At 73.7% G+C, this 21,855-nt stretch carries 18 protein-coding genes; 7 read left to right on the top strand and 11 right to left on the bottom strand.

Annotated elements, in window-relative coordinates; translation table 11 throughout:
• Nucleotides 1-65 precede the first annotated feature (65 nt).
• Both E1262_RS25160 and E1262_RS25165 read left to right on the top strand, forming a co-directional pair.
• Nucleotides 66-950 (top strand): LysR family transcriptional regulator, encoded by an 885-nt coding sequence (locus tag E1262_RS25160; protein WP_132106813.1) that lies wholly within the window; start codon nt 66-68, stop codon nt 948-950.
• Nucleotides 951-994: 44 nt separating this feature from the next.
• The gene (locus E1262_RS25165) at nt 995-2,365 is read left to right on the top strand and encodes an FHA domain-containing protein (RefSeq protein ID WP_132106815.1); all 1,371 of its coding nucleotides are present in this window, start codon (nt 995-997) and stop codon (nt 2,363-2,365) included.
• Nucleotides 2,366-2,383: 18 nt separating this feature from the next.
• Here the strand turns inward: E1262_RS25165 and E1262_RS25170 are convergent, their stop codons facing one another.
• Complete coding sequence (locus E1262_RS25170; protein ID WP_132106817.1) at nt 2,384-3,604, bottom strand: S8 family peptidase; 1,221 nt, start codon at nt 3,602-3,604, stop codon at nt 2,384-2,386.
• A 204-nt stretch (nt 3,605-3,808) separates the two neighbouring features.
• On the opposite strand from E1262_RS25170, the gene E1262_RS25175 reads away from it, so the two are divergent.
• A complete protein-coding gene (locus E1262_RS25175) occupies nt 3,809-5,464 on the top strand; it encodes a S8 family peptidase (RefSeq protein WP_132106819.1) in 1,656 nt (551 codons plus the stop codon).
• Here the strand turns inward: E1262_RS25175 and E1262_RS25180 are convergent.
• The 7 genes from E1262_RS25180 to E1262_RS25210 all read right to left on the bottom strand — a co-directional run bounded on the left by E1262_RS25180 (nt 5,461) and on the right by E1262_RS25210 (nt 14,149).
• Nucleotides 5,461-6,537: a trypsin-like serine peptidase gene (locus tag E1262_RS25180; RefSeq protein ID WP_132106821.1), complete on the bottom strand. Its 1,077-nt coding sequence runs from the start codon at nt 6,535-6,537 to the stop codon at nt 5,461-5,463. The two genes, E1262_RS25175 and E1262_RS25180, sit on opposite strands and share 4 nt — an antisense overlap.
• A gap of 34 nt (nt 6,538-6,571) precedes the next feature.
• On the bottom strand, nt 6,572-7,693 hold the full coding sequence (locus E1262_RS25185; protein ID WP_132106822.1) for a trypsin-like peptidase domain-containing protein: 1,122 nt from the start codon (nt 7,691-7,693) through the stop codon (nt 6,572-6,574).
• Nucleotides 7,690-10,638 carry an AAA family ATPase gene (locus tag E1262_RS25190; RefSeq protein ID WP_132106824.1) on the bottom strand — a complete coding sequence of 983 codons (2,949 nt, stop codon included), beginning with the start codon at nt 10,636-10,638 and terminating at the stop codon, nt 7,690-7,692. The genes E1262_RS25185 and E1262_RS25190 overlap by 4 nt, the downstream gene beginning before the upstream one ends.
• Nucleotides 10,622-11,758 (bottom strand): hypothetical protein, encoded by a 1,137-nt coding sequence (locus tag E1262_RS25195; RefSeq protein ID WP_132106826.1) that lies wholly within the window; start codon nt 11,756-11,758, stop codon nt 10,622-10,624. Before E1262_RS25195 ends, E1262_RS25190 begins: the two co-directional genes overlap by 17 nt.
• 35 nt (nt 11,759-11,793) lie before the next feature.
• Nucleotides 11,794-12,237, bottom strand: a complete 444-nt coding sequence (locus E1262_RS25200) for a hypothetical protein (RefSeq protein ID WP_132106828.1) — start codon at nt 12,235-12,237, stop codon at nt 11,794-11,796.
• Nucleotides 12,238-12,413: 176 nt separating this feature from the next.
• Complete coding sequence (locus E1262_RS25205) at nt 12,414-13,208, bottom strand: ABC transporter permease (protein ID WP_132106830.1); 795 nt, start codon at nt 13,206-13,208, stop codon at nt 12,414-12,416.
• On the bottom strand, nt 13,205-14,149 hold the full coding sequence (locus tag E1262_RS25210; RefSeq protein ID WP_132106832.1) for an ATP-binding cassette domain-containing protein: 945 nt from the start codon (nt 14,147-14,149) through the stop codon (nt 13,205-13,207). The genes E1262_RS25205 and E1262_RS25210 overlap by 4 nt, the downstream gene beginning before the upstream one ends.
• Nucleotides 14,150-14,254: 105 nt before the next feature.
• Here E1262_RS25210 and E1262_RS25215 point away from each other — a divergent pair, with 105 nt between their 5' ends.
• Both E1262_RS25215 and E1262_RS25220 read left to right on the top strand, forming a co-directional pair.
• The gene (locus tag E1262_RS25215; protein ID WP_132106834.1) at nt 14,255-15,289 is read left to right on the top strand and encodes an LLM class flavin-dependent oxidoreductase; all 1,035 of its coding nucleotides are present in this window, start codon (nt 14,255-14,257) and stop codon (nt 15,287-15,289) included.
• Nucleotides 15,286-15,984, top strand: coding sequence for an NADPH-dependent F420 reductase (locus E1262_RS25220; protein WP_203454403.1), 699 nt, complete (start codon nt 15,286-15,288; stop codon nt 15,982-15,984). Before E1262_RS25215 ends, E1262_RS25220 begins: the two co-directional genes overlap by 4 nt.
• 281 nt (nt 15,985-16,265) lie before the next feature.
• Here the strand turns inward: E1262_RS25220 and E1262_RS25225 are convergent, their stop codons facing one another.
• A complete protein-coding gene (locus E1262_RS25225) occupies nt 16,266-17,645 on the bottom strand; it encodes an MFS transporter (protein WP_132106836.1) in 1,380 nt (459 codons plus the stop codon).
• A gap of 95 nt (nt 17,646-17,740) precedes the next feature.
• Here E1262_RS25225 and E1262_RS25230 point away from each other — a divergent pair, with 95 nt between their 5' ends.
• Nucleotides 17,741-18,316 carry a TetR/AcrR family transcriptional regulator gene (locus E1262_RS25230; protein WP_203454404.1) on the top strand — a complete coding sequence of 192 codons (576 nt, stop codon included), beginning with the start codon at nt 17,741-17,743 and terminating at the stop codon, nt 18,314-18,316.
• Here the strand turns inward: E1262_RS25230 and E1262_RS25235 are convergent.
• The gene (locus E1262_RS25235) at nt 18,205-19,212 is read right to left on the bottom strand and encodes an aminoglycoside phosphotransferase family protein (protein ID WP_132106840.1); all 1,008 of its coding nucleotides are present in this window, start codon (nt 19,210-19,212) and stop codon (nt 18,205-18,207) included. The two genes, E1262_RS25230 and E1262_RS25235, sit on opposite strands and share 112 nt — an antisense overlap.
• A gap of 87 nt (nt 19,213-19,299) precedes the next feature.
• On the opposite strand from E1262_RS25235, the gene E1262_RS25240 reads away from it, so the two are divergent.
• Complete coding sequence (locus tag E1262_RS25240; RefSeq protein ID WP_132106842.1) at nt 19,300-20,325, top strand: Ppx/GppA family phosphatase; 1,026 nt, start codon at nt 19,300-19,302, stop codon at nt 20,323-20,325.
• 13 nt (nt 20,326-20,338) lie between these two features.
• On the opposite strand, the gene E1262_RS25245 is transcribed toward E1262_RS25240, so the two are convergent.
• A complete protein-coding gene (locus E1262_RS25245; protein ID WP_132106844.1) occupies nt 20,339-21,850 on the bottom strand; it encodes an FAD-dependent oxidoreductase in 1,512 nt (503 codons plus the stop codon).
• Between the last annotated feature and the right edge of the window lie 5 nt (nt 21,851-21,855).

Consider the following 21,855-nt stretch of genomic DNA (forward strand, 5'->3'; position numbering starts at 1 on the left):
TGCTCCCGCACCAACACATAGGTCCAATGTCAATCTCTACGCTGAACCATGCATAGACTCTATGAATGGTCAGTCTGGTGCAGCTGCGCGTCCTCGACGCCGTGCGCCGGCACGGCTCGGTCACCGCGGCCGCGCGCGAGCTGCACTACACGCAGCCGTCGCTCAGCCACCACCTCGCCCGGCTCGAGGCCGAGACCGGCGCGCGGCTGCTGCAGCGGGTCGGCCGCGGCATCCGGCTCACCCAGGCCGGCCGGCTGCTGGCCGACCGCGCGGCCGAGATCATCGGCCGGGTCGACTCGGCGGCGGCGGAGCTGTCCACGCTGGTCGGCCTGCAGGCCGGACGGGTCCGGCTGGCCGGCTTCGGTTCGGTGATGAGCGCGCTGGTGCCGCGGGCCGCCGCCGTCCTCGCCCAGCGGCACCCGGGCCTGGAGCTGGGGCTGACCGACACCCATCCCGAGGAAGGGTTGCAGCTGCTGCGGGCCGGGCACGTCGACGTCGCGGTGATCTTCCGGTACGACGAGACCGCGCCCGAGGAGGACGGCGTCCGCCTGCGGCACCTGCTCGACGACCCGCTCTACCTGCTCGCGACCGGTGGTGGCGGCACGCTCGCCGACCACCGCGACGCGACCTGGATCGGCGGCTGCGAGCGCTGCCGCAGCCACCTCGTCGAGCTGTGCGAGCGGGCCGGCTTCGCCCCGCGGCTCACATCGACGACCGACGACATGGTGGTCATGCAGAGCCTGGTCGCCGCCGGCCTGGGCGTGACGACGATCCCCGGGCTGGCGCTGCGGGCGCACCGGAACCCCGCGGTCACCGCCACCCGGCTCGCCGTCCCGCCGCGCCGGATCTTCGCGGCCACGTACGGCGAGCCGCCCGATCCGCCCGCGACGGCGGCGCTGCTGGCCGCGCTGGATGAGGCCGCCGCGGTGGTCGGTGAACGGCTTGTGTGATCGATTCGGCGGGTTCAGACTGTGAGGACCTCCCAGGGGGGATCATGTGGGCAGCGATCTCCCCGCCCGGTGGCCCGCCCTTCGCCATGCGGCTGCGGGACGGGCACCACACCATCGGGCGGGGCGCAGACTGCGACGTGCGGGTCGCCGATCCGGCCGTCTCCGGGCACCACGCGCGCCTCGACGTGGTCGACGACGGCGTCTGGCTGGCGGACCTGGGGTCGAGGAACGGCACGGTCGCCGACGGGGTCGAGGTGTCGGAACCGATCTGGCTGACCGGCCCCGCCGAGATCCTGGTCGGCCGGACGACGATCCGGCTGTCGGACGACCAGCCGGACCTGCCCTCCCGCCCGGCTGGTCCGGCCGGCGTCCACGGCCGGACCGTGCCGATCCCTGTCCCTGATGACGAGAACGGAACAGGCACGAGGGATCCGCGCCTGCCGTGGTACCGGCGCGGCCGAGCCGCCGTGATCGGGGCCGGATCCCTGGCGACGGCCGGCCTGGCGGTGCTCGCCCTGTGGAACGAGGTGTTCCCGGACGATCCGGAGGACGCCGCCACGATCACCTCGGCGGGCGTGGTCCGGCAGTCCTCCCTCAGCGAGTTCGTCCAGGGGGTCCCGGACCCCGAGGTCGCGCTGTCTTCGGGATCCGGGACCGCTCCGGCCGTCCCGCCCGACGCCGTCGCGATGGCGGCCGGCGACGTGGCCCCCGGTCAGACTGCCGCCGCGGAGGAGACCGCGACACCCCAGGACACCGGGTCACCGGACGACACGGAGTCGCCCGACGAGACTGGCACCCCGACGGACACCGGCACACCGACCGACTCCGGCACACCGACGGAGACCGGGTCACCGGCGGGCGCGACACCGAGCGAGCGCGAACTGTCGCCAGAGGTCCGGACGGACGCGGCGGCGTGGCCGCCGCCCGAGGAGTTCGTCGACGACGTGGCCGCCGACCCTGTCCTGGCCCGGACGGTGTTGCCCGCTGCGCCGCAGGTCGTCGCGCGGCTGGTCTCCGACCTCACCGATGCCGAGGACTCCGGCGAACTGCTCCCGCCCGACGAGGTGGCGGCACGGCTCGCCGACGCGCTGCGGGACGTGGAGTCGGTCGACGACGATGACGGTAGGAGCGATCCTCTGGGCTGGGTGGTGGCGGTCGATCTGGAGGCGCACGGGCTCGAGGATGCCGCGTTGCTGCTCACCTGGTCGCTGCACGGACTCGACGTGCCGGTGAGCTGGGCGGCGGAGACGATCGCCTATCGGATCACGCCGGGCACGGCCCACGACACCGGCAGCATCGACGTGTGGGTGCCGGACCTGGACGTGCCCGGCACCTACCGCGTCAATCTCAGACTCGCCCTGGAGTCCGACGGCAGCCTTCTGGACCAGGGCGACCCGCTCGACCTCCCGGACTAGTGCTCGGCCCGGCGTGGCTCAGGGCGCCTTGCTCAGGCCCACGCCGCGATCGGCGATGTCGACGTCGGCGGCCAAGGCGCCGGTGTCGGCGCTGGCCAGCAGCCGCGAGACCACAGTGGTGGCGGCCGTCGGCAGCGGCGACGCGGCCACGTCCTCCCACCACAGCGCGGCGATGCCGGCCACGTGCGGGGTCGCCATGGAGGTGCCGTTCAGGCTCCTCAGCCCGCCACCCGTCCGGGCCGAGACGACGCCCACGCCCGGCGCGCTGACCTGAGGGAACGTGTTCGAGAACGGGGCGATGGTGAGACCGCCGGCCGACTGGGCCAGCGCCCCGATCGAGACGATGCCCTCCGCCGCGGCGGGAAGCGACGCGCCGATCTCGAAGCCGGGGTCGATCTGGCGCTCGCTCTCGTTGCCGGCCGCCGCGACGACGACCGTACCGGCCGAGAACGCGGCGCGGCTGCGGATCAACTGCATCAGCGCGTCGAACATGCGCAGGTTCCCGCGGTAGGCCTCGAGGGCGGCGGAGGTCGCCAGCTCTACCGGCCAGCCCTGGTCGACCAGGCGCTTGACCAGGCCGGGGAAGTCGAACCCCAGCGACATGGAGACGACCTGGGCGCCGCTCTGCACGGCCCACTGGATGCCCTGGAACACCATGTCGGAGCTGCCGCGGCCGTCGTCGCCGAGGACCTTGCCGATCAGCGCCGTCGTGACGCCGGGCGCGACACCGATCCGGGTGCCGTCCACCGCGCGCCCGAAGACGGTGCCCGCGACGTGCGTGCCGTGACCCTGCTTGTCCCCGTTGCCGGAGCCGGAGAAGTCCTGCTCCACGAGGGTGACGCCTTGGAACGCCGGGTGCACGGCGTCGATCCCGGTGTCGAGCACGGAGACGACCACCCCGGCCCCGCTGCGCGCCGACGTGTCGGCACCGACCGCGGACACCCCCCACGTGCTGCCGGCGGCGCTCGCGTCGGCGACGGGATCGCCCAGCTCGGCTCCGAGATCGCCCAGGGCGTCGTCGGCAACGGGCCGGGTCAGGCTGGTCGGCATCACCGGCGCGATGGCCCGGACCTCCGGATCGCGCGCCACGTCGCGGACGTCGCGCTTGTCGAGCGGCAGCACATCGATCCGCGGCTCGCCCGGCAGCTCGGTCGCCTCGAGCTCGAACCCGCCGCCGCCGAACGGCTCGCGGCTGGTGGCCCGGCTCATGTCGCGCAGGATCGCGTACGTCGTGTCCATGGTGCCCCCCTCGGTCCGCGCCGCGCCCGGCCGCGCTGACCACAGGAGAGTTCCACCAGACGATGAGCCGGTGATCTCCGTCCCCCGAAACCGGCCGCGGCAGTGTCTACCTCTGCCCTACTCGCTGCCGCACCGGCTGGCAAGCCCCTGACGCCCGGTTTGTCTGCCATGATCGACACACCGTGATCGCTGGGGGTGAGCGACATGCGAGGACGGGACCCGACGGTGGCATCGGTGCGGCTGCTCGTGCGGCCGCGAGGCGACGACGATCACCCGGAACGGCTGCGGCAGGGGATCGACCGGGTGCTCGGCGCGGCCGACGAGCTCGGCCGGCCGTGGGCGGTCGAGTCGCTGTTCCCCGGTGCGACGGAACCGGAGCTCCAGCGGCACTGGGTGGTGAGCGGAGCCGTCCAGGCGGGACCGGCGTACGACGTCACCCGCGTCGCCTATGATCTCGCTGCGGTCGTGGCGCGCGAGCTCGACGCCGACGTCGAGCCCGATCTCCCGTCGTCGGCCTACGGTGTGGAGCCGCGCGAGGATGATGCCGTCGACATCGGCGAGTCGCTCGGCGACACCCGCGGCGTCCACCTCCCGGGCTCCGACGACTTGACGTGGGTCGTCGACGCCGTCCGGGCCCGGGCCGCCTGGGCGCTGCCCCCGCCTCCCGGCGGCGCGGACCGCGGCGCGGGCGTGCTCGTCGGCTCCGTCGACACCGGCTACACCGACCATCAGGAGCTGGCCGGCGCATGGTCGTTCGACCTGGACCATGACGTTCTCGACGGCGACGAGGACGCGCGCGACCCGCTGCGCCGGCGCTGGTACATGCCGCTGGACTCGCCCGGTCACGGCACCCACACCGCCAGCGTCATCGGTTGCCGTGGCGCCGGCGCACTGCTCGGTGTGGCGCCCCGGGCGACCATCGTGCCGATCCGCTCCGTCAAGAGCGTCGTCCAGGTGCTCGACGGCGACGTCGCGCGCGCCGTGCACGAGGCACACCGGCGCGGCTGCCGGGTCATCACGATGTCTCTGGGCGGCCGCGGCTTCTTCGGCCTGCGGACGGCCATCCGGGCGGCGCTCGACGACGGCGTCATCGTCATGGCCGCGGCCGGCAACAAGGTCGGCATCGTCGTCGCACCCGCCTCGTATCCGGAGTGCATCGCCGTCGCGGCGACCAACGCCGACAGCGAGCCGTGGCCCGGATCGTCGCGCGGGCCGGCGGTCGACGTGTCGGCGCCCGGCGAGAGCGTCTGGGTCGCCTCCGTCGACGCGCGGGCCGACCCGCCGGCGTTCAGCGAGCGCCGGCACCACGGCACGTCGTTCGCCGTCGCGACCCTGGCGGGGGTGGCCGCGCTCTGGATCGCCCACCACAGCCACGACCGGATCGTCGCACGGGTCGGCCGGGCGAACGTGCACGCGGCGTTCTTGCACCTGGTGCGCTCGCACGGCCACCGGGTGCCGCCCGGCTGGACCGAGCACGGCTGGGAGGAGCTGTACGGCGTCGGCATCGTCGATGCCGCCTCCCTGCTCCCGGCGCCGCTGCCCGACGAGGCCGACCTCGTGCCGACGGAGGCGCCGGAGGTCGCCGACCCGGTGAGCCGGCTGAGCGCCGTCCTGGTCGGCCTCAGCCGCGAGGAGGTGCGCGTCCGGGTCGCGGAGCTGCTGGGCACCGCGCCGCAGGCGGTGGACGACCTGCCGTTGGCCGCCGTCAGCGAGTTGGTCTATCGCCTGGGCGAGGACGACATGCTGCGCGCCGGTCTCACCGCGCCGCCCGGCGACATCGAGCTCCCGGACCGGCCCGGGGCAGCGGCGCGGAGGCTGCTGGAGCGGACGGCGTCGCGCGCGTTGCGGGCCGCCGTCTAGTCGTCCACGAGTGCGTCGTCGAAGTTGATGCCGGCGCCGGCGGTCAGCGGGTCGTCCACCAGGCGCCAGGCCGGAACGGCGAAGTTGCCGACGCCGTATCGGCCGCCGAAGTGCAGGCCCAGCACCCGGTGGGTGGCGAGGTCGAATACCGGCGAGCCGCTGTTCCCGCCCAGCGTCGAGCAGTCGTGCCGCAGGACGACGGCGGGGTCGGCGGACGCGGTGGTCCGGCCGGGCTGCAGCCGCTTGACGTTGTAGAGGTCCATGAAGATCCGCCGCATCGGCTCCGGCTCGTTGCGGCGGCCGTCCCAGGCGGGATAGCCGACGACGTAGACCTGCCGGCCGATGACGTCGTCAGGCGCGACCGCGGCGATGCGCAGGGGCGACGGCAGCGCCCCGTCGTCCCGGGGCTCGACCCGCAGCAGGGCGAGGTCGACGTCGTCGGCGTCGTGGATGCCCACGACCTCGGTGACGGTGAACTCGAGCCGGTCCGCGCTGCCGGCCTCGCGGACCAGGTCGACGGAGGAGGCGCGGCCGCTGATGAACGTCCACGCGCCGGCGATCCCGCGCGCGAACTCGAGCGCCACGTGCCGGTTCGTCATCACCAGGCCGGGGCCGACGAGGAACCCAGTGCCGACCCAGTCGAAGTCGGGATGCCCGGTGACCTCGACCCGGCCCACCCGTGCGATCGAGTCGCGGATGGCCGCACGCTGGGCATCCAGCACCGTCCACTGGGCCGGCGGCGTCCCGAAATCGCCGCCCTGCACCAGCAGAGCCGGACGACCCTCGAGAAGTACGATCGCCTCCAGGCCGAATTCCTCGGCGGGCGTCAGTTGCGTGCCCGGGTCCTGCGCGAGCTTCTCCAGGCCGCGGGCGCCGTCCAGCAGCGCCTCGCCGCGCGCCTCGCGAGCCGCCCGCGCCAGTCTGGCGGACCGGGCGTCGGCCGCGGGCAACGCCTCCGCGGACTCCGCACTCTCCAGCTCCGCCTCGGCGCGCTTGCGCACCCGGTCGGCCACCGCGCCGAGATCGTCGAAGACCTGTGCGACGTCGGTGGCCACGGGCGACCTCTGTGCCATGACCGTCCCCCCTCGTCTCGTGCCCGGGCGATCGCTACCGCCCGTGCGGTATCTCGTCCCACACCGCGGGGAATCGTTGTGTCAGATCGCCGGCGACGGCGGACATCTGGGTGCCGACGTTGATGTACGAGCTGGGTTTGCCCTGGAACTTCACGTCGACGCGGCGGGCGCCGCGGTGTAGTGCGCACGCCGTCCAGCCGTCGGTCAGCACCGGCGAGCCGGAGGAGCCACGCTGGGTGTCGGTGAAGTAGCGGACGTCCAGGTCGGTCGTGTCGTACACGACGTTGTTGCGCAGCCCGATGCGCTTCGGCTTGCCCTCGGGGTGCTGGATGACGTTGACCGCCACGTTCTGGGCCAGCTCGGCCTTCAACGGGTCGGCGCGGATCGGGATGGGAGAGCGTCCGGAGTCGGCGGCCAGCCGCGCGACGGCGTAGTCGAGGTCCAGTGACCACGCGACGATGCCGCTGCACGCCGCCTCGACGCCCGCGGAGGCGTCCTCGTCGTAGTCGAAGAGCACGACGGCGTGCTCGGCCTGCAGCGCGAGGTCGGCGTCGGACGCGCGCGGTGCCGGGCCGTCGATCGCCGATCGCGCGTTGATGACGTGATGGTTGGTGATGACGAGGTCCGGCGCGATCAGCCAGGCGGTGCCGGCGTGCGGATGGGCGCTCCCGCCATCGGGGTTCGTGCGCGGCGCGCCGTCCTGGTACGGCGGGACGACGATGCGCCCGACCGCCCGGCCGGCCGCCGTCCCGCCCGCGAGGAACCCGAACGGCACGGTGTCGTCGCCGAAGACGATCTCCTCCGGCAGGTCGGCCTCGGTGGCGGCGCCCAGGTCCGGTTCGCCGGCGGCGGCACGGCTGACCTGGTCGCGGGCCTGCTCGAACACCTCGCGCGGCCCGGCCTCCGCGGTGTTGCGGGCCGCGTTGTGCAGCCAGAGCTGCAGCGGGACGCGTCCGTCGACGAGCCGTTCGACGCCGTTCATCCGCATCAGGTCCGACGTGATCTGGGCGGCCGGGATCGGCAGCTGCGGCAGCGTGGCGACGTAGAGCGGCAGGACGCCCTGGAACAGAACCGGCCGCCACTGCGGGTCGGGGTAGGCCGCCAGCGCCGCGTCGCGCACCGCGTCCACGTCGTCAGGCGACAGGTACTCGCTCATGGCGCCGGGGGACTTCCCGGTGGCTCCCGCACGACCGGCGGGAGATCCGCGGACATCGCGGCGGCGATCCCGGCGCGCAGCGACCCGGTGTCGTCGCGGAGCGTCAGCAGCTCGCGGGCGAGCTCGTCCAGCAGGCCGCGCTGCTCGGCGTCATGGAGCAGCCGCTCGACCTCGCCGGCGTTCGGCTCCGGCGGCCGCTCGGCCAGGGGGTCGGCGGTGCGGGAGATGACGTCGACGACGGCGGGCTGATCGTGCGCCGTGTCGGCGATCGCCCGAGCCAGCGCTGTCCGGGCGGGCGGGGAGTGCGCGGGCAGACCCACCAGGTCCAGGGCGCGCGCGAGCACGGCAGGTACGCGGTCGCCCACTGCCGCCGCCACGGCCCGCACGAGGGATGTCTGTCCGGCGAGGATCTCCTCCGGCATCGCCTCGACCCGGTGCGCGAGCTCGGTGACGAGGTCATGCTGGTGGTGGTCGCCGGCGTCCGCCGAATCGGGCAACCGGGTCCGCTGCAGCAGGGCCCCGAGAGCGTCCAGGTCGCGGCCCATCCTGGTCGCCGTGCGCTCGGCGAGGGCGAGGTCGTCGTCCGCCCACTCGACGTCGCCGGACTCCGCGGCGATCCGGGCGGAGAGCAACAGCAGTTCCAGGTATGCGTCGCCGTTCTCCTCGATGCCGGGCTCGGCGAGTGCGTCCGCCACGGCCTGCCGCGCCTGCGCGAGGTCGCCAGTGCGCAGGAGGGCCTCGACGCGGACGGCGTGCAGCGGGCTCCCGGTGGTCCACGGCCGGCGGGCCGAGAGCAGCGTCAGCGCCTCGGCCGCGTAGCCCTGCGTGAGCAGGTTCTCCGCCTCATCTGCGGTGCGGTGCTCCCAGTCCGCCTGGTCGTCCTGCGCGGTCGCTTCGGCCGGCATGCTGCGCTGCAGCCGGGCGAGCAGCTTGGCACTCCGTGCGGGCAGCTCGTCCGCGACTCCGTCGAGCAGCGGCGCCAGCTCGGAGAGCCAGCGTGCCTCGATCTCCTGAGCTCCCTGGCCCAGCCGGAGCCGGTGGTAGACCTCCTCGACCCGGTCCTCCGGGCGGCGCGAAGCCGCGTAGAACGCGACGGCGCGACGCTCGAGCTCGCGGGTGGCCTCGGCGCGGTCCTCGGCGACCAGCCGCACCATGACACGTCGCACGTCGGCGCGGTGCCGCAGCACGTCCGGAGCGGTGCGGTCGACGAGGTCGAGCTCGCGCGCCAGCTCCTCGAAGAGCTCGTCGGCCCGGCCCGGCCGCGACACGTCGACCCCGCAGACCGGGGCCAGCACCTGCTCGATGATCGCGGGCGTGATCCGCCGCAGGACCAGCCCGGGATGGGCGAGGCGGCGGACGTCGGGATTCGTGATGTGGCTGAGCAGCCGGTAGTAGAGCACGCCCTGGATGAGCATGTCGTCGACGGCGCCGAACAGCCGGCGGCGCCGGGCCGGCACGGTCCGCACCCAGTCGCCGTCGTCGCCGGTGTGCTGCATGCGCACGGCCACGTCGGCGGCGAGCTGCAGGCTCAGCGGGTTGCCGCCGATGCGCTCGACCAGGGCGCGGGCCACCGGGTCGGTGACGCCGAGGGTGCGCAGCAGGTGCACCGCCGCCGCCTCGTCGAGGTCGCCGAGCGTGAGCGTCGGAACCTCCTCGGCCGGGGCGGCAGGGTGGCCGACGGGGGCCCGGCCGGCCACGACCACCCGCGTCTGCGGGTAGGCGTCACGCAGCGCGGTGAACATCGCCCACATGCGGTCGAGAATGGGTGAGGCACGGTACTGCGCCTCCTCGAAGGAGTCGAGGGCGACGATCAGCGGCGGCTCCTCACCGGTCGCGGCCGGGTGCCGGGCGACGGCCCGCCGCAGCGTCCGGCCGAGGGTGTGGGCGGCCTGCGCGTCCTCGTCGCGGGTCTGCGTGTGGTACCGGTACTTGGCCTCGCGGCCCAGGCTCGCGCGGGTGGTCACCACGTCCTCGAGCTCGTCCAGCTCCTCGAACTGCTGGCGCTGCAGCCGCGACTGCGATCGCGCGGACGACCGGAGGTCGTCGAGTGCGGGTGCCTCGTCCGGGTACTGCGCGGCCAGCTGCCGGGCCATCTCGGCGACCAGACTCACCGGTTCCTGGATGCGCAGCGTGGCGCTCTCGAAGTCGACGTGGACCCACGGGACCCGCCCGCCGGGACGGTCGACGTGGTCGAGGAGGAAGCGCGCCATCAGCGTGCTCTTGCCGACGCCGCCGGGTCCCGTGACGACGAGCGGCAGCTCGCCGTTGGCGCGCCCGAGCCAGCCGTTCACCGCGCGGCCCGCGTCGGCCATCCGGGCGCGCCAGTGCCGGGCGGGCAGCAGGCCCACGTGCCTCCGGAGCACGTCGAGCTCGCGCGCCCGCCCCGCGAAGCCGTGTCGCAGCAGGGAGTGCAGTGGCTCGACGAGCCGCCGGTGGTCGAGGAGCCGCTCGATCTCCTCCGCTTCCGGCAGGCCCGGCACGCCGGGGACGAGGGACAGCCAGGAGACCGCTTCGCGGGCGTGGAGCAGCGACTCGACGTCGAGGTTCTCGAGCACCGGCGGGTCGCCTCGGAGGTAGCGGAGGGCCAGCCGCTCGGCGGCGTGGCGCGGCGCCGAGCCGATGTTGGTCTCCAGCGCAAGCCGGGCCTCCTCCGGCCCGGCGAAGGACTGCAGCGCCGTCGCCCGGACGTCGGACCGCAGGGCCCACGCGGTGCGCGCCTGGCCGGCCCGGGCCGTGCAGTCGTCGACGAGCTGGAATCCAGTCCCCGTGGGGGCGGCACCGGCCGGATGCAGGCTCCCCGGGTCGAAACTCGTCAGCAGCGCGGCGGCCTGCCGCAGTTGCTGTTGCTCGGGCGGCACCTCGGTCTGCGCCGGCTCGGCGGAGCGCAGCCGGTCGCGCAGCCGCGCGGCGAAGTCGTCCGCGGACCAGTCAGCCGGCGTAGACATCGAGCACCCCTTCGGTAGCGGTGGCGATCGCACGCATATAGCAGGCGCCCTGCTGCTGGCTCTCCTGGGCTGCGGCGATCACCGCGCGGAGGGCGACCTCGACGTGCTGAGCGAGCAGTGTCTCGTCGACCGCGCCGCCGTTCGCCACGCGTTCCTGCGCCTCCCGGAGGACGACGGTGAAGAAGTCGCGCAGGTCGAGCTCACCGATGGGACTCACGGTGTCCCAGACGACCTGCTTCGGCGGCAGCGGCAGGTCGGCGAGGTCGTCGTCGTACCCGAGCAGCAGCAGACGGGGCCGGCGCACGCCGCCCGCCAGCGACATCTCCGAGACGACCGACGCGAGCTGCGCGATCAGCTCGACGGCGTCCGAGCCCGGGTCGAGCTCGTCGCACTGGTCGAAGATGATCCACCACCACTGCTCCGGCGTGAGCTGGACCTGCTGCGCGACCCACAGCGCCCAGTAGCGCAGCCGCTTGATCGGGTCCGCGATCGCGTCGGACGGCAGGCCATCGCGGGCGATCTGCAACTGCAGCTCTCGCATGACGTCCGAGGCCGAGCTCGACCGGTCCAGGACGACGCGCGCGTACGAGAACCCGCAAGGGGCGGCCAGGTGCTGGATCAGCTGGTAGGTGTAGGACTTGCCGACGTCGCGATCGCCGATGACGCGCAGCACGATCGGCTGTGGCCGGCCGGGCTCCGGCACGACCATGCGCCGCAGCGAGGACCGCACGGGCAGCCGGTCGATGAACACCTGACCCGACCCCGGCAGCACACGCGCCTGGTACGGATCCACGTTGTACAGCGCCGCCTTCTCCGCCCGCAGCCGCTGGAGGTACTCCGTCACTTTGGCCAGCTCCGCCGGCTTGGCGACCTGGATCGTCGGCAGGCGGGCGAGTACGCCAAGCAGCCGGATCGACAGCGGCTCGTCGTCGCCGGGGGAGGAGTTCCGCGCCAGGTTGACGAGCATCCGCGCATTGTCGCTGGCCACGTTGGTGATGTGCCAATGAGCGATGTCGTCCGGGAAGTACGTCTTGAGCACCTGGAAGGGGTTGTCGGTGCCCACGAGGTCGTCGAGGACGAGCTGACAGACCAGGTCCCATTCGTGTTGATCGAGTGGCATCGTGGACCGCCCCCTTGATGCCGTGTCCCTCGTGCCTACGGACGCAGCTCCGCGCGTCTCTCACCGGATCGCGCCGCTTCGCCGATGCGGCGATCCGCGCGCCGGCCCCGGGCGTCGTCGTCACCGCTGCTGATCGCGAAGGATGCCTCGCCGAAGCCGCCGACGGTCAGGTACGCGACCACCAGCGCGACCACGGCGATGACGCCGCCCAGTGCGGCGGCCCAGTTCGCCGCGGCGATGCCGGCATCCGCACGTTGGACCGCCCACCAGGTCAACGCGAGCGCCGTCGCGCAGGTGAGCAGCGAGAAGACGATCAGAACGGCCCGCCAGCGCGGGCCCAGCCACGCCGGCTGGCTGGCCGACACCTCGACCCCCGGGAGGACGTGGCCCAGCCCTTCCTCGTCGTCGCCGGCGCCGGCTCGGGTCGCCGCCTGGTACTGCTGCCACACGTCGCGCCGCACATCCTCATACGCCCCCATGGCGCCCCCCAGAACGATCTCATCCCCATTGTGAACCCGACGATCGTCCCTGGTAACCCCTCATCCGGCTCGCGCTTGGCGATGGGTTGCGGCGTGGTGCACGCAGGCACTGGCGATGGGTGAGGGATCGGGGTATCCAGGGCAACCCGGATCCTCACTCATCTCCCGCATGACCGTCACGACCGCCTGTAGAGCCGGGCCGTGAGCGGGGCGAACACCGCGGTGACGGCGGCCGCCTCGGCCAGCGCAAGCCCGACCTCGGCGCCGGCCGGCTCGCCGTAGAGCAGCGCCCGCACCGCGTCGACCAGGTGCGATATCGGGTTGACGTCGACGAACGCCGCCACGGCGCCGGGCAGCGTCGCGGGGTCGACGAACACGTTGCTGACGAACACCAGCAGGAAGATCGCCATCATGCCGATGCCCTGCACGGCGCTGGCGCTGCGCACGGCGAGGCCGAGCGTCGTGAACAGCCACGACAACGCGAACGCGAACCCGACGACGAGCAACGCGGCGGCCAGCACGCCGACCACGCCGCCGTCCGCGTCGAACCCGAGCAGCAGCCCGGTGACGACGATGATCGCGGCGGTCGCGGCGTACCGGACGGAGTCGGCCAGCACGGCGCCGACCAGCGGCGCGGCCCGCCAGCCGGGCAGTGACCGGAACCGGTCGACGACCCCGGCGGAGCGGTCGGCCTGCAGCGTGACGCCGGCCTGGACGGCGGTGAGCAGCACCCCCATCACCAGGATCCCTGGCAGCAGGAACTGCAGGTAGTCGCCGGTCGTGCCGGAGATCGCGCCGCCGAACACGTAGGTGAACATGACCAGCAGCAGGATCGGCCCGATGGTGACGTCGACCAGCTGCTCGGGCACCCGCCGCAGCTTGAGCAGGCCGCGCCGGGCGTATGCGGCGGTGGTGGCGACGGCGCCGGCGCGCGGCGGGCGCGGGCCGCCGGTGAGCAGCTCGATGGTCACGGCTGGACCTCCTGGTGGGCGGTGAGCGCGAGGAACACCTCGTCGAGACTGGGGCGGTCGAGGGAGAAGCCGGTCATCGCGGCGTGCCGCCGGGTCAGCTCGCCGAGGATCGCGGCCGCGCGCTCGGGGTCGTCGACCGGTGCGGTGAGCGTGCCGCTGCCCGGCTCGTGGACGACCTCGAGGCCGAACGCCGACCGCAGCGTGTCCGCCGCGGCGGCCGCGCCGGCGCCGTCGTCGAACCGGACGTGCAGCCGGGCCGCGCCGATGGACGCCTTCAGCGCACTCGGCGTGCCCTCGGCGACGACCCGGCCGTGGTCGACGACGGCGACCCGGCCGGCCAGCGCGTCGGCCTCCTCGAGGTACTGCGTCGTCAGCAGGATCGTGGTGCCCTGTGCGGCAAGCGCCCGGACGATGCGCCACACGTCGGCGCGGCTGCGCGGGTCGAGGCCGGTGGTCGGCTCGTCCAGGACGAGCAGGTCGGGCGTGACGACGATGCTCGCGGCGATGTCCAGCCGCCGGCGCATGCCGCCGGAGTACTGCTTGACCGGCCGGCCGGCGGCATCGGCGAGGTCGAACGCGGCCAGCAGCTCGGCGGCCCGGTCGCGCGCCGCCCGGCCGGAGTGGCCGAGCAGCCGGCCGATCAGCGTCAGGTTCTCCGCGCCGGTGAGGTCCTGGTCGACCGACGCGTACTGCCCGGTCAGCGCCAGCCGCGAGCGGACGGCGTCGGCCTCGCGCCGCAGGTCGTGGCCCAGCACGCGGGCGACGCCGTCGTCGGCGGCGATCAGGGTGGCGAGCACCCTGACCGCTGTCGTCTTGCCGGCGCCGTTGGGGCCCAGCAGGCCGTAGACGACGCCGCGCTCGACCGTCAGGTCCAGCCCGTCCAGTGCGCTGACCTCGCCGAACCGCTTGCACAGCCCCGCCGTCTCGATGGCGAGCGTCATAGGAGTCTCCTCGATCGATGACCAGCATCATAGTGAAGTTACTTCACTATACCCGAGCGGCCGCTCGGGTGAAATAATTGACATGTCAACCTCGTTGAGGGCGGCATGAGCGACCTCCATTTCGGATTGGACACCTTCGGCGACGTGCCGGAGAGCGATGACGGTGAACTGCTCACCTACGGTGCGGCGATCCGTCAGGTCGTCGAGGAGGCGGTCCTCGCTGACCAGCTCGGCGTCGACGCGATCGCGCTGGGCGAGCACCACCGTCCCGAGTACTCGATCTCGACGCCGGAGACGGTGCTGGCCGCCATCGCCGCGCGCACGTCGAGGATCCGGCTCGGGTCCGGAGTGACGGTGCTGAGCTCGGACGACCCGGTCCGGGTGTTCCAGCGCTTCGCCACCGTCGACGCGGTGTCGGGCGGCCGGGCCGAGGTGATCCTGGGCCGCGGCTCGTTCACCGAGTCGTTCCCGCTGTTCGGCTACGACCTCGCCGACTACGAGGTGTTGTTCGAGGAGAAGCTGCAGCTGTTCGTGCAGCTGCTCGACGAGAAGCCGGTGAGCTGGAGCGGCACCACCCGGGCCGCGCTGGAGGACGCCGACGTCTTCCCGAAGACGGAGTCGGGCCGGCTGACCGCGTGGGTCGGCGTCGGTGGCACCCCGCAGTCCGTCGTCCGCACCGCCTACTACGGCCTGCCGCTCATGCTCGCGATCATCGGCGGCTCGCCGGACCGGTTCGTGCCCTATCTCGACCTCTATCGGCGGGCGGCCGGCCAGTTCGGCACCGTCGCGCACCCCGTCGGCATGCACTCGCCGGGCTTCGTCGCCGACACCGACGAAGAGGCCAAGGAGATCTACTACGCGCGGTACAAGGTCAACCGCGACCGCATCGGCCGGGAGCGGGGGTGGCCGCCGATCACGCCGCGCGAGTTCGAGCACGAGATCGAGCACGGCTCGCTCTACGTCGGCTCGCCGGAGACGGTCGCCCACAAGATCGCCCGCGCCGTGCAGACCCTCGGCGTCGGCCGGTTCGACCTCATCTACACCGCCGGGTCGCAGCCGGTGAGCGCCCGGCTCCGCGCCGTCGAGCTGTACGGCTCGAAGGTCGTCCCGATGGTCCGCGACCTGGTGGCCGGCTCGTGACCGGCGACGTGCGCACCATCGGGATCCTGGGCGCGGGCAAGCTCGGCACCGTGCTGGCCCGGCTCGCCGTCGCCGCCGGGTTCCGGGTGCTCATCGCCGGGTCCGGCGCGGCGGAGCGGATCGCGCTGATCGTCGAGATCGTCACGCCCGGCGCGGTCGCCGTCACCGCCCGGGAGGCGGCCGAGCAGGCCGACGCCGTCGTCCTCGCGCTGCCGCTCGGCAAGTACCGCACCCTCCCGGCCGACGCGCTGCACGGCAAGCTGATCCTCGACGCGATGAACTACTGGTGGGAGGTCGACGGCGACCGCGTGGACCTCACCGACCCGCGCACGTCGTCGAGCGAGCTGGTGCAGGTGTTCCTGCCCGGGTCGCGGGTGGTGAAGGCGTTCAACCACATGGGCTACCACGACCTCGAGGACGGCGCGGCGCCCGCGGGTTCGGCCGGCCGCAAGGCCATCGCCGTCGCAGGGGACGACGTGTCGGACGTGGCGGAGGCGGCGGCGATCGTCGACGCACTCGGCTTCGACCCCGTCGTCGCCGGGCCACTGGCCGAGGGTGTCCGGATGGAGCCGTTCACCGAGGTGTTCGGCGCCAACGTCCCGGCCGCGGAGCTCGAGGCCATGCTGGACCGCTTCCCGACGTCGCCGCGCGGCCGCGAGGTGGCGGCCGCACGCGCCGGCACGCTGGCGCGATGAGCCACGGCCGGGCCGTGCCGAGGAGCTGCCGCCCGGTCAGCGCGCCGACATCCTCAAGGAACGCATCTACATCACCTTCACCGTGGAATCCGCTGATCGCTTCCTCCGCGAGAGGCTTGACGAGACGCCGCACCTGGTCCTGCGAGGAATCGAATCGATGTCCGCGCGACGGACGAGGCCTGACCAAACGCTTCCATGCGGGTGCCCGGCGTTCCGGCGCATGCGGGCCGGATCGGCGCCGCATTCGTCGGTGAGCCGGGCATCCGCCGGATCGCCGGGTGTCAGCCCTGCGGTCGCGGGGTGATGACCGCTGCGACCACTGCGGACGCGGCCGCGGCGACGGCGGCCACGATGAAGGCGTTGGTGAAGCCGTCCAGGGTGGTGCCGACGATGCTGGCGGCGGCCACGCTGGAGACGACCGCCGCGCCGCTGGCGGCGCCGAACTCGTGGAACGTGCTGACGATGCCCGAAGCGATGCCGGCCTCGTGCGGGGCGACCTGGCCGAGCGCCGTCGCGGAGGCGACGACGAAGATGGCGCCGGTGCCGGCCGCGCCGACGGACACGCCGGCGACGACGGCGGCCGGGTGCAGCCAGAGAGCCGGCACCGCCATCCCCGCGGCCGCCACCAGCAGGCCGATCACCGCGAGCGGCCGGGCGCCGAGCCGGGCGATGGACCGGCCGGTGAGGTTGGCGCCGACCATCGTGGCCAGTGCGACCGGCAGGAACAGCAGGCCGGTGCGCAGCGGGCCGTAGTCGTGCGCGTGCTGGAAGTAGAACGTGCCGAGGAAGAACACCGCGATCATCAGCGCCGTCGCCAGCAGGATGAGGAACGTGCCGGTCGCCACCGGCCGCCGGGCGAGCAGCCGGACGTCCATCAGCGGGGCGCCGGCCCGCCGCTGCCACGTCACGAACGCGAGGTAGCCCACCGCGGCCAGTAGCACCAGCAGGCCGGTCGTCGCGGTCAGCCAGCCGCCGTCGCCGGCCTGGATGAGCGCGTAGATGAGCGTGCCCGACGACGCGGTGACCAGCAGGGCGCCGAGCACGTCCAGCCGCGCCCGCGGGGCCGCCGCGGTCTGACGGGGGAGCATGCGGGCCAGCGAGACCGCGATGACCAGGCCGATCGGCACGTTCACGAAGAACACCCACGGCCAGCCGGGGCCGGCGGTGAGCAGGCCGCCGAGCAGTACGCCAAGGGCCGCGCCGCCGCCGCCGAGCGCCGACCAGACGCCGAGCGCGCGGTTGCGCTCGTCGCCGTCGAACAGCGTGACGACCAGGGACAGCGCCGACGGCGACAGCAGCGCGGCGCCGACGCCCTGGGCGACGCGTCCGCCGATGAGCAGCTCGGACGACTCCGACAGCCCGGTGAGCAGCGACGCCGCCGTGAACACCAGCAGGCCGGCCAGCACCACCCGCTTGGCCCCGAAGAGGTCGGCGAGCCGGCCGCCGAGCAGCATCAAGCCGCCGAACGCGAGCGCGTACGCGCTGACCGTCCAGGTCAGCACCTCGCGGCCGGCGCCCAGGTCGGTCTCGATCTGTGGCAGCGCGATCGCCACCACCGTGACGTCCAGGATCAGCATCAGCTGGGCGATCCCGAGGAACCCCAGGATCCGCCAGCGCCAGGGGTGTGGCGTGACCGCCGCGGTCGTGTCGTCGTACGTCATGATCCGGCCTCCTGCCGTAACTCGTATGTGGAAGTACGAACTAGGGAACGGAGGCGGTTAACTCGTATATTCCCGTACGAGCTAGACTTCTTCGCGTGACGACCCGGACCCGCCGCCGCGCCGATGCCGAGCGCAGCATCGCCCGCATCGTCGCGGCCGCTCGCGAGCTGCTCGGACGTGATCCGGCGGCGACGATCGACGAGATCGCGTCGGCCGCCGGCGTCGGCCGGATGACGCTCTACGGCCACTTCCCGAACCGCGCCGAGCTGGTCGAGGCGGCGCTGGCCGATGCGCTGGCCGATGGCGAGCGGACGCTGTCCGGCGTCGGCCTCACCGGCGATCCGCGCGACGCGCTCGACCGGCTGCTGGCGTCCAGCTGGACGCTGGTCGCGGAGTCGTCGTCACTGCTCGTGGCCGCACAGGAGGTGCTGCCGCCCGGCCGGGTGCGGCAGCTGCACGGTGCGCCGGCGGCTCGGCTGGAGGACCTGATCCGCCGCGGCCAGGCCGAGGGCGCGTTCCGCACCGACCTGCCCATCGGCTGGCTGGTGGGCGCCGTGCACTACCTGCTCAAGGGTGCGGCCGAGGAGGAGCGGGCCGGCCGGCTCGACGCCGCCGACATCCCGCGCGTCGTCACGGCCTCGGTGCGGTCGCTGCTGACACCGCCCGGCTGACTCAGGCCTCCCCGGAGCACAGCCGCCACTACGCGGCGCGCCTCGGCCATGACGCGCGGCACGTGGCTGTCATAGGTGACCAAAGCCTTCCACAGCGCCCAGCCGCGGGCCCGCGCCCACATGGCGTCGTCGGCGACGGGGCGCATCGCGGCCTTGAACGCCGCGCGCGCCTCGCCGTCGAGGAACGTCCAGGCGAGGACGAGGTCGCAGGCGGGGTCGCCGACGCCACAGGTGCCGAAATCGATGACCGCGCTCAGCCGGCCGTTGCGCACCAGCAGGTTGCCGGGCGCGACGTCGCCGTGGAACCAGATCGGCTCGCCGGTCCACGGGGACGTCACCGCGGCCTCCCACACCTTCCGGGCGGCGGCGACGTCGATCCGCTCGGCCAGCTCGGCCAGCGCCTCCTGCGTCTCGTCGCCGTACACCGACACCGGCCCGCCGCGCTGGAAGTTGTGCGTCCCCGGTGGCGGCCCGCCGTCGGCGTCGGCCGTCCACAGCGCCCGCAGGAACCCGGCGACGTCCTGCGCGAACGCCACGTCGCCGCCGCCCCGGGCGGCTCCGGCGGCCAGCGCGGTCTCGCCGGGCAGCCACCGGTTGACCGACCACGTCCACGGGTACCCGCGGCCGGGCCGGCCGACGGCGACCGGCGCGGGGATCGGGACCGGCAGCTGGGGTGCGAGCCGGGGCAGCCAGTGCTGTTCCTTGGCGACCTGCTCGCGGTAGTGCTCGGCGCTGGGCAGCCGGACGGACAGCTCGTCGCCCAGGCGGAACGTGCGGTTGTCGACGCCCTGCAGCTCGACCGGACGCACCGGCAGCCGCGCCCACTGCGGGAACTGGTCGGCGATCAGTGCGTCGACGAGCTCGGCGTCGATATCGGGCGGCTGCGGATCCGTCATCGCGGACCACCCTAGGGACGGCAGGTCGCTCGGGCGAACGGTTTTCGGGCGCTGCGTGCGAGCTCCGCCGCTGGGTATTCCTCGTCCATGCGGCTCGGGGTGCTCGACATCGGATCCAATTCGGCACAGCTCCAGGTGGTCGAGGCCACCTCCGGAGCGCCGCCGCTGCCCGCCCACGGGGTCAAGATCCCCACGCTGCTGAACGAGGCGATCGACACCGACGGGACCATTGCCGCCGAAGGCGTCGAGCGGGTCGCCGAAGCCGTCGCCGCGGCCGTCCACGACGCCGCCGACCAGCACGTCGACTACCTGTACCCGTACGTGACCTCGGTGGTCCGCGACGCCACGAACCGCGACGAGGTGATCGACCGCATCGAGGAGGTGGCCGGCGTGCGGCCGCAGTTCCTCACCGGCGAGCAGGAGGCCCGGCTGACCTACCTGGCCGTGCACCGCTGGTACGGGTGGTCGGCCGGGCGGCTGTTGCTGCTGGACATCGGGGGCGGCTCGATGGAGATCGCGCTGGGCCGCGACGCCGAGCCGGACCTCGCGATCTCGCTGCCGCTCGGTGCCCGCCGGCTGACCCGGCAGCTGCTTCCGGACGACCCGCCCACCCGCGGCCAGCTGCGCGAGCTGCGCCGCCACGTCCGCGACACCGTCGGCGAGGTCGCCGACCGGCTGCGCTGGGAGGGCCAGCCGGGCCGGGTCATCGCCACGTCCAAGACGTTCAAACAGCTGGCCCGCCTGGCCGGCGCCGGCCGCCAGCGCAAGGGCCCGTTCGTCCGCCGGGAGCTGGCCCGCCGCGACGTCCGCCGCTGGCTGCCGCGGCTGGCCGCGATGCCCGCCGCCGAACGCGCCAAGCTGCGCGGGGTGTCGGCCGCCCGCGCCGGGCAGGTGCTCGCCGGCGCCGTCGTCGCCGACACCACCATGGCGGCGCTCAACGTCTCACGCGCGGAGATCTGCCCGTGGGCGCTGCGCGAGGGCATCGTGCTCAGCCATCTCGAGACCATCACCGGCCAGGTGGCGGACGTGCCGCTGCAGCCGGTCCGCCACCTGGACGAACACCGTCCGCCGCCGGAGTCGACGACGGTGACGCCGCTGCATCCGACCGGGTGACGCGGTCGCAGCCTCAGCCCGGTGGCGGGGCGGCGGGCAGCGGCCGGACGGCGGGGCCGGCAAGCACCTGGCCGTCGGTCGCGAACCGTGAGGCGTGGCACGGGCAGTCCCACGTCTTCTCGGCGTCGTTGAATACGACCAGGCAGCCCAGGTGGGTGCAGCGGGCCGACAGGCAGCGCAGGCCGCCTTCCTCGTCGCGGTAGGCGGCGACCGCCCGCACGCCGTCGGTGACGACGCGGCCACTGCCGGGCGGGAGGGACTCGACGCCGCGCCGGGCGGTCAGGGCGTCGACCCGGTCGCCGAGGAACCGGGTCGCGACGTACGCGTTGGCCTTGACGAACTCGGTCGCGGACTGCCGGACGGTGACCCGCTGCGGGTCCAACACCCCGGCCAGCGGGTTCTCCGCGCCGGTGATGAGGTCGCGCAGCAGCAGCCCCGCCAGCGTCCCGTTGGTCATGCCCCAGTGCCCGAACCCGGTCGCCACCCACACGTTCTGGGTGCGCGGGTGGAACCGGCCGACGTAGGGGAGCGAGTCGACGGTGGTGAGGTCGTGCGCGAGCCAGCGGTACGCCGGCTCGGCGAGCCCGAGCCGCTTCCGTGCCCAGGCACACAGTGCGTCGAAGTGCTTCGTGACGCTGGTCCGGGCGCCGACGCGGTGCGGCTCGCCGCCGACGATCAGCAGCGTGCGGCCGTCCTCGCCCGGGGTGGTGCGGACGGAGTGCCGGTCCTCGGTGCTGATGTACGTCCCGGCGGGGATGCCATCCGGCCCGGCCGCCTCGGGGTACCCGGCGACGACGAGGTCGCGCCGCGGCTCCAGCCGGGCGAAGTAGAGGCCGCGGTCGAAGATCGGGTAGTGCGTCGCGACGACGACGTGCCGGCCGCGGACCGGGCCGGCGGTGGTCTCGACGACGCACGGGTCGCCCTCGCTCAATCCGAGGGCCCGGGTCCCGGTGGCGACGGTGCCGCCGTCGCCGGGGATGCGGGTCGCCAGCTCCAGCAGCCACCGTCGCGGGTGGAACTGCGCCTGGCCGGTGAACCGCACCGCGCCGGCCACCTCGAACGGCAGGCCGGTCTCCGTCGTGAACGTCGCCGGCAGCCCGGCGGCCGCGGCGGCCTCGGCCTCGCGGCGCAGTCCGTCGACCGACGACGACCGCTCGACGAAGGTGTAGGAGTCGCGCCGCGACCAGTCCGGTTCGGCGCCGACGGCGGCCGCCTCGGTCTCGATCCAGTCGGCGGCCAGCTGCTGCCCAGCGCCGTACGCCTGCGCTGTGTCCTTGCCGAACCTGCTGGTCAGTGGCGCGTAGATGGCGCCGTGCTGGCTCGTCACCTTCGCCGTCGTGTGCCCGGTGACGCCGGCGACCAGCCGGTCGGCGGCCTCGATCAGCGTCACCGTCAGCCCGGCCTGCTTGAGCAGGTACGCCGTCGTGATGCCGGCGATCCCGGCGCCCAGCACCACCACGTCCGCGTCCTCCAGGGGCGACGGCGCGAGCGGCGGGTCCCCCGTGCTGTCCAGCCAGTACGACATCCGCG

It is taken from the genome of Jiangella aurantiaca, assembly GCF_004349105.1.
In the GTDB taxonomy this organism is placed as follows: Bacteria; Actinomycetota; Actinomycetes; order Jiangellales; family Jiangellaceae; genus Jiangella; species Jiangella aurantiaca.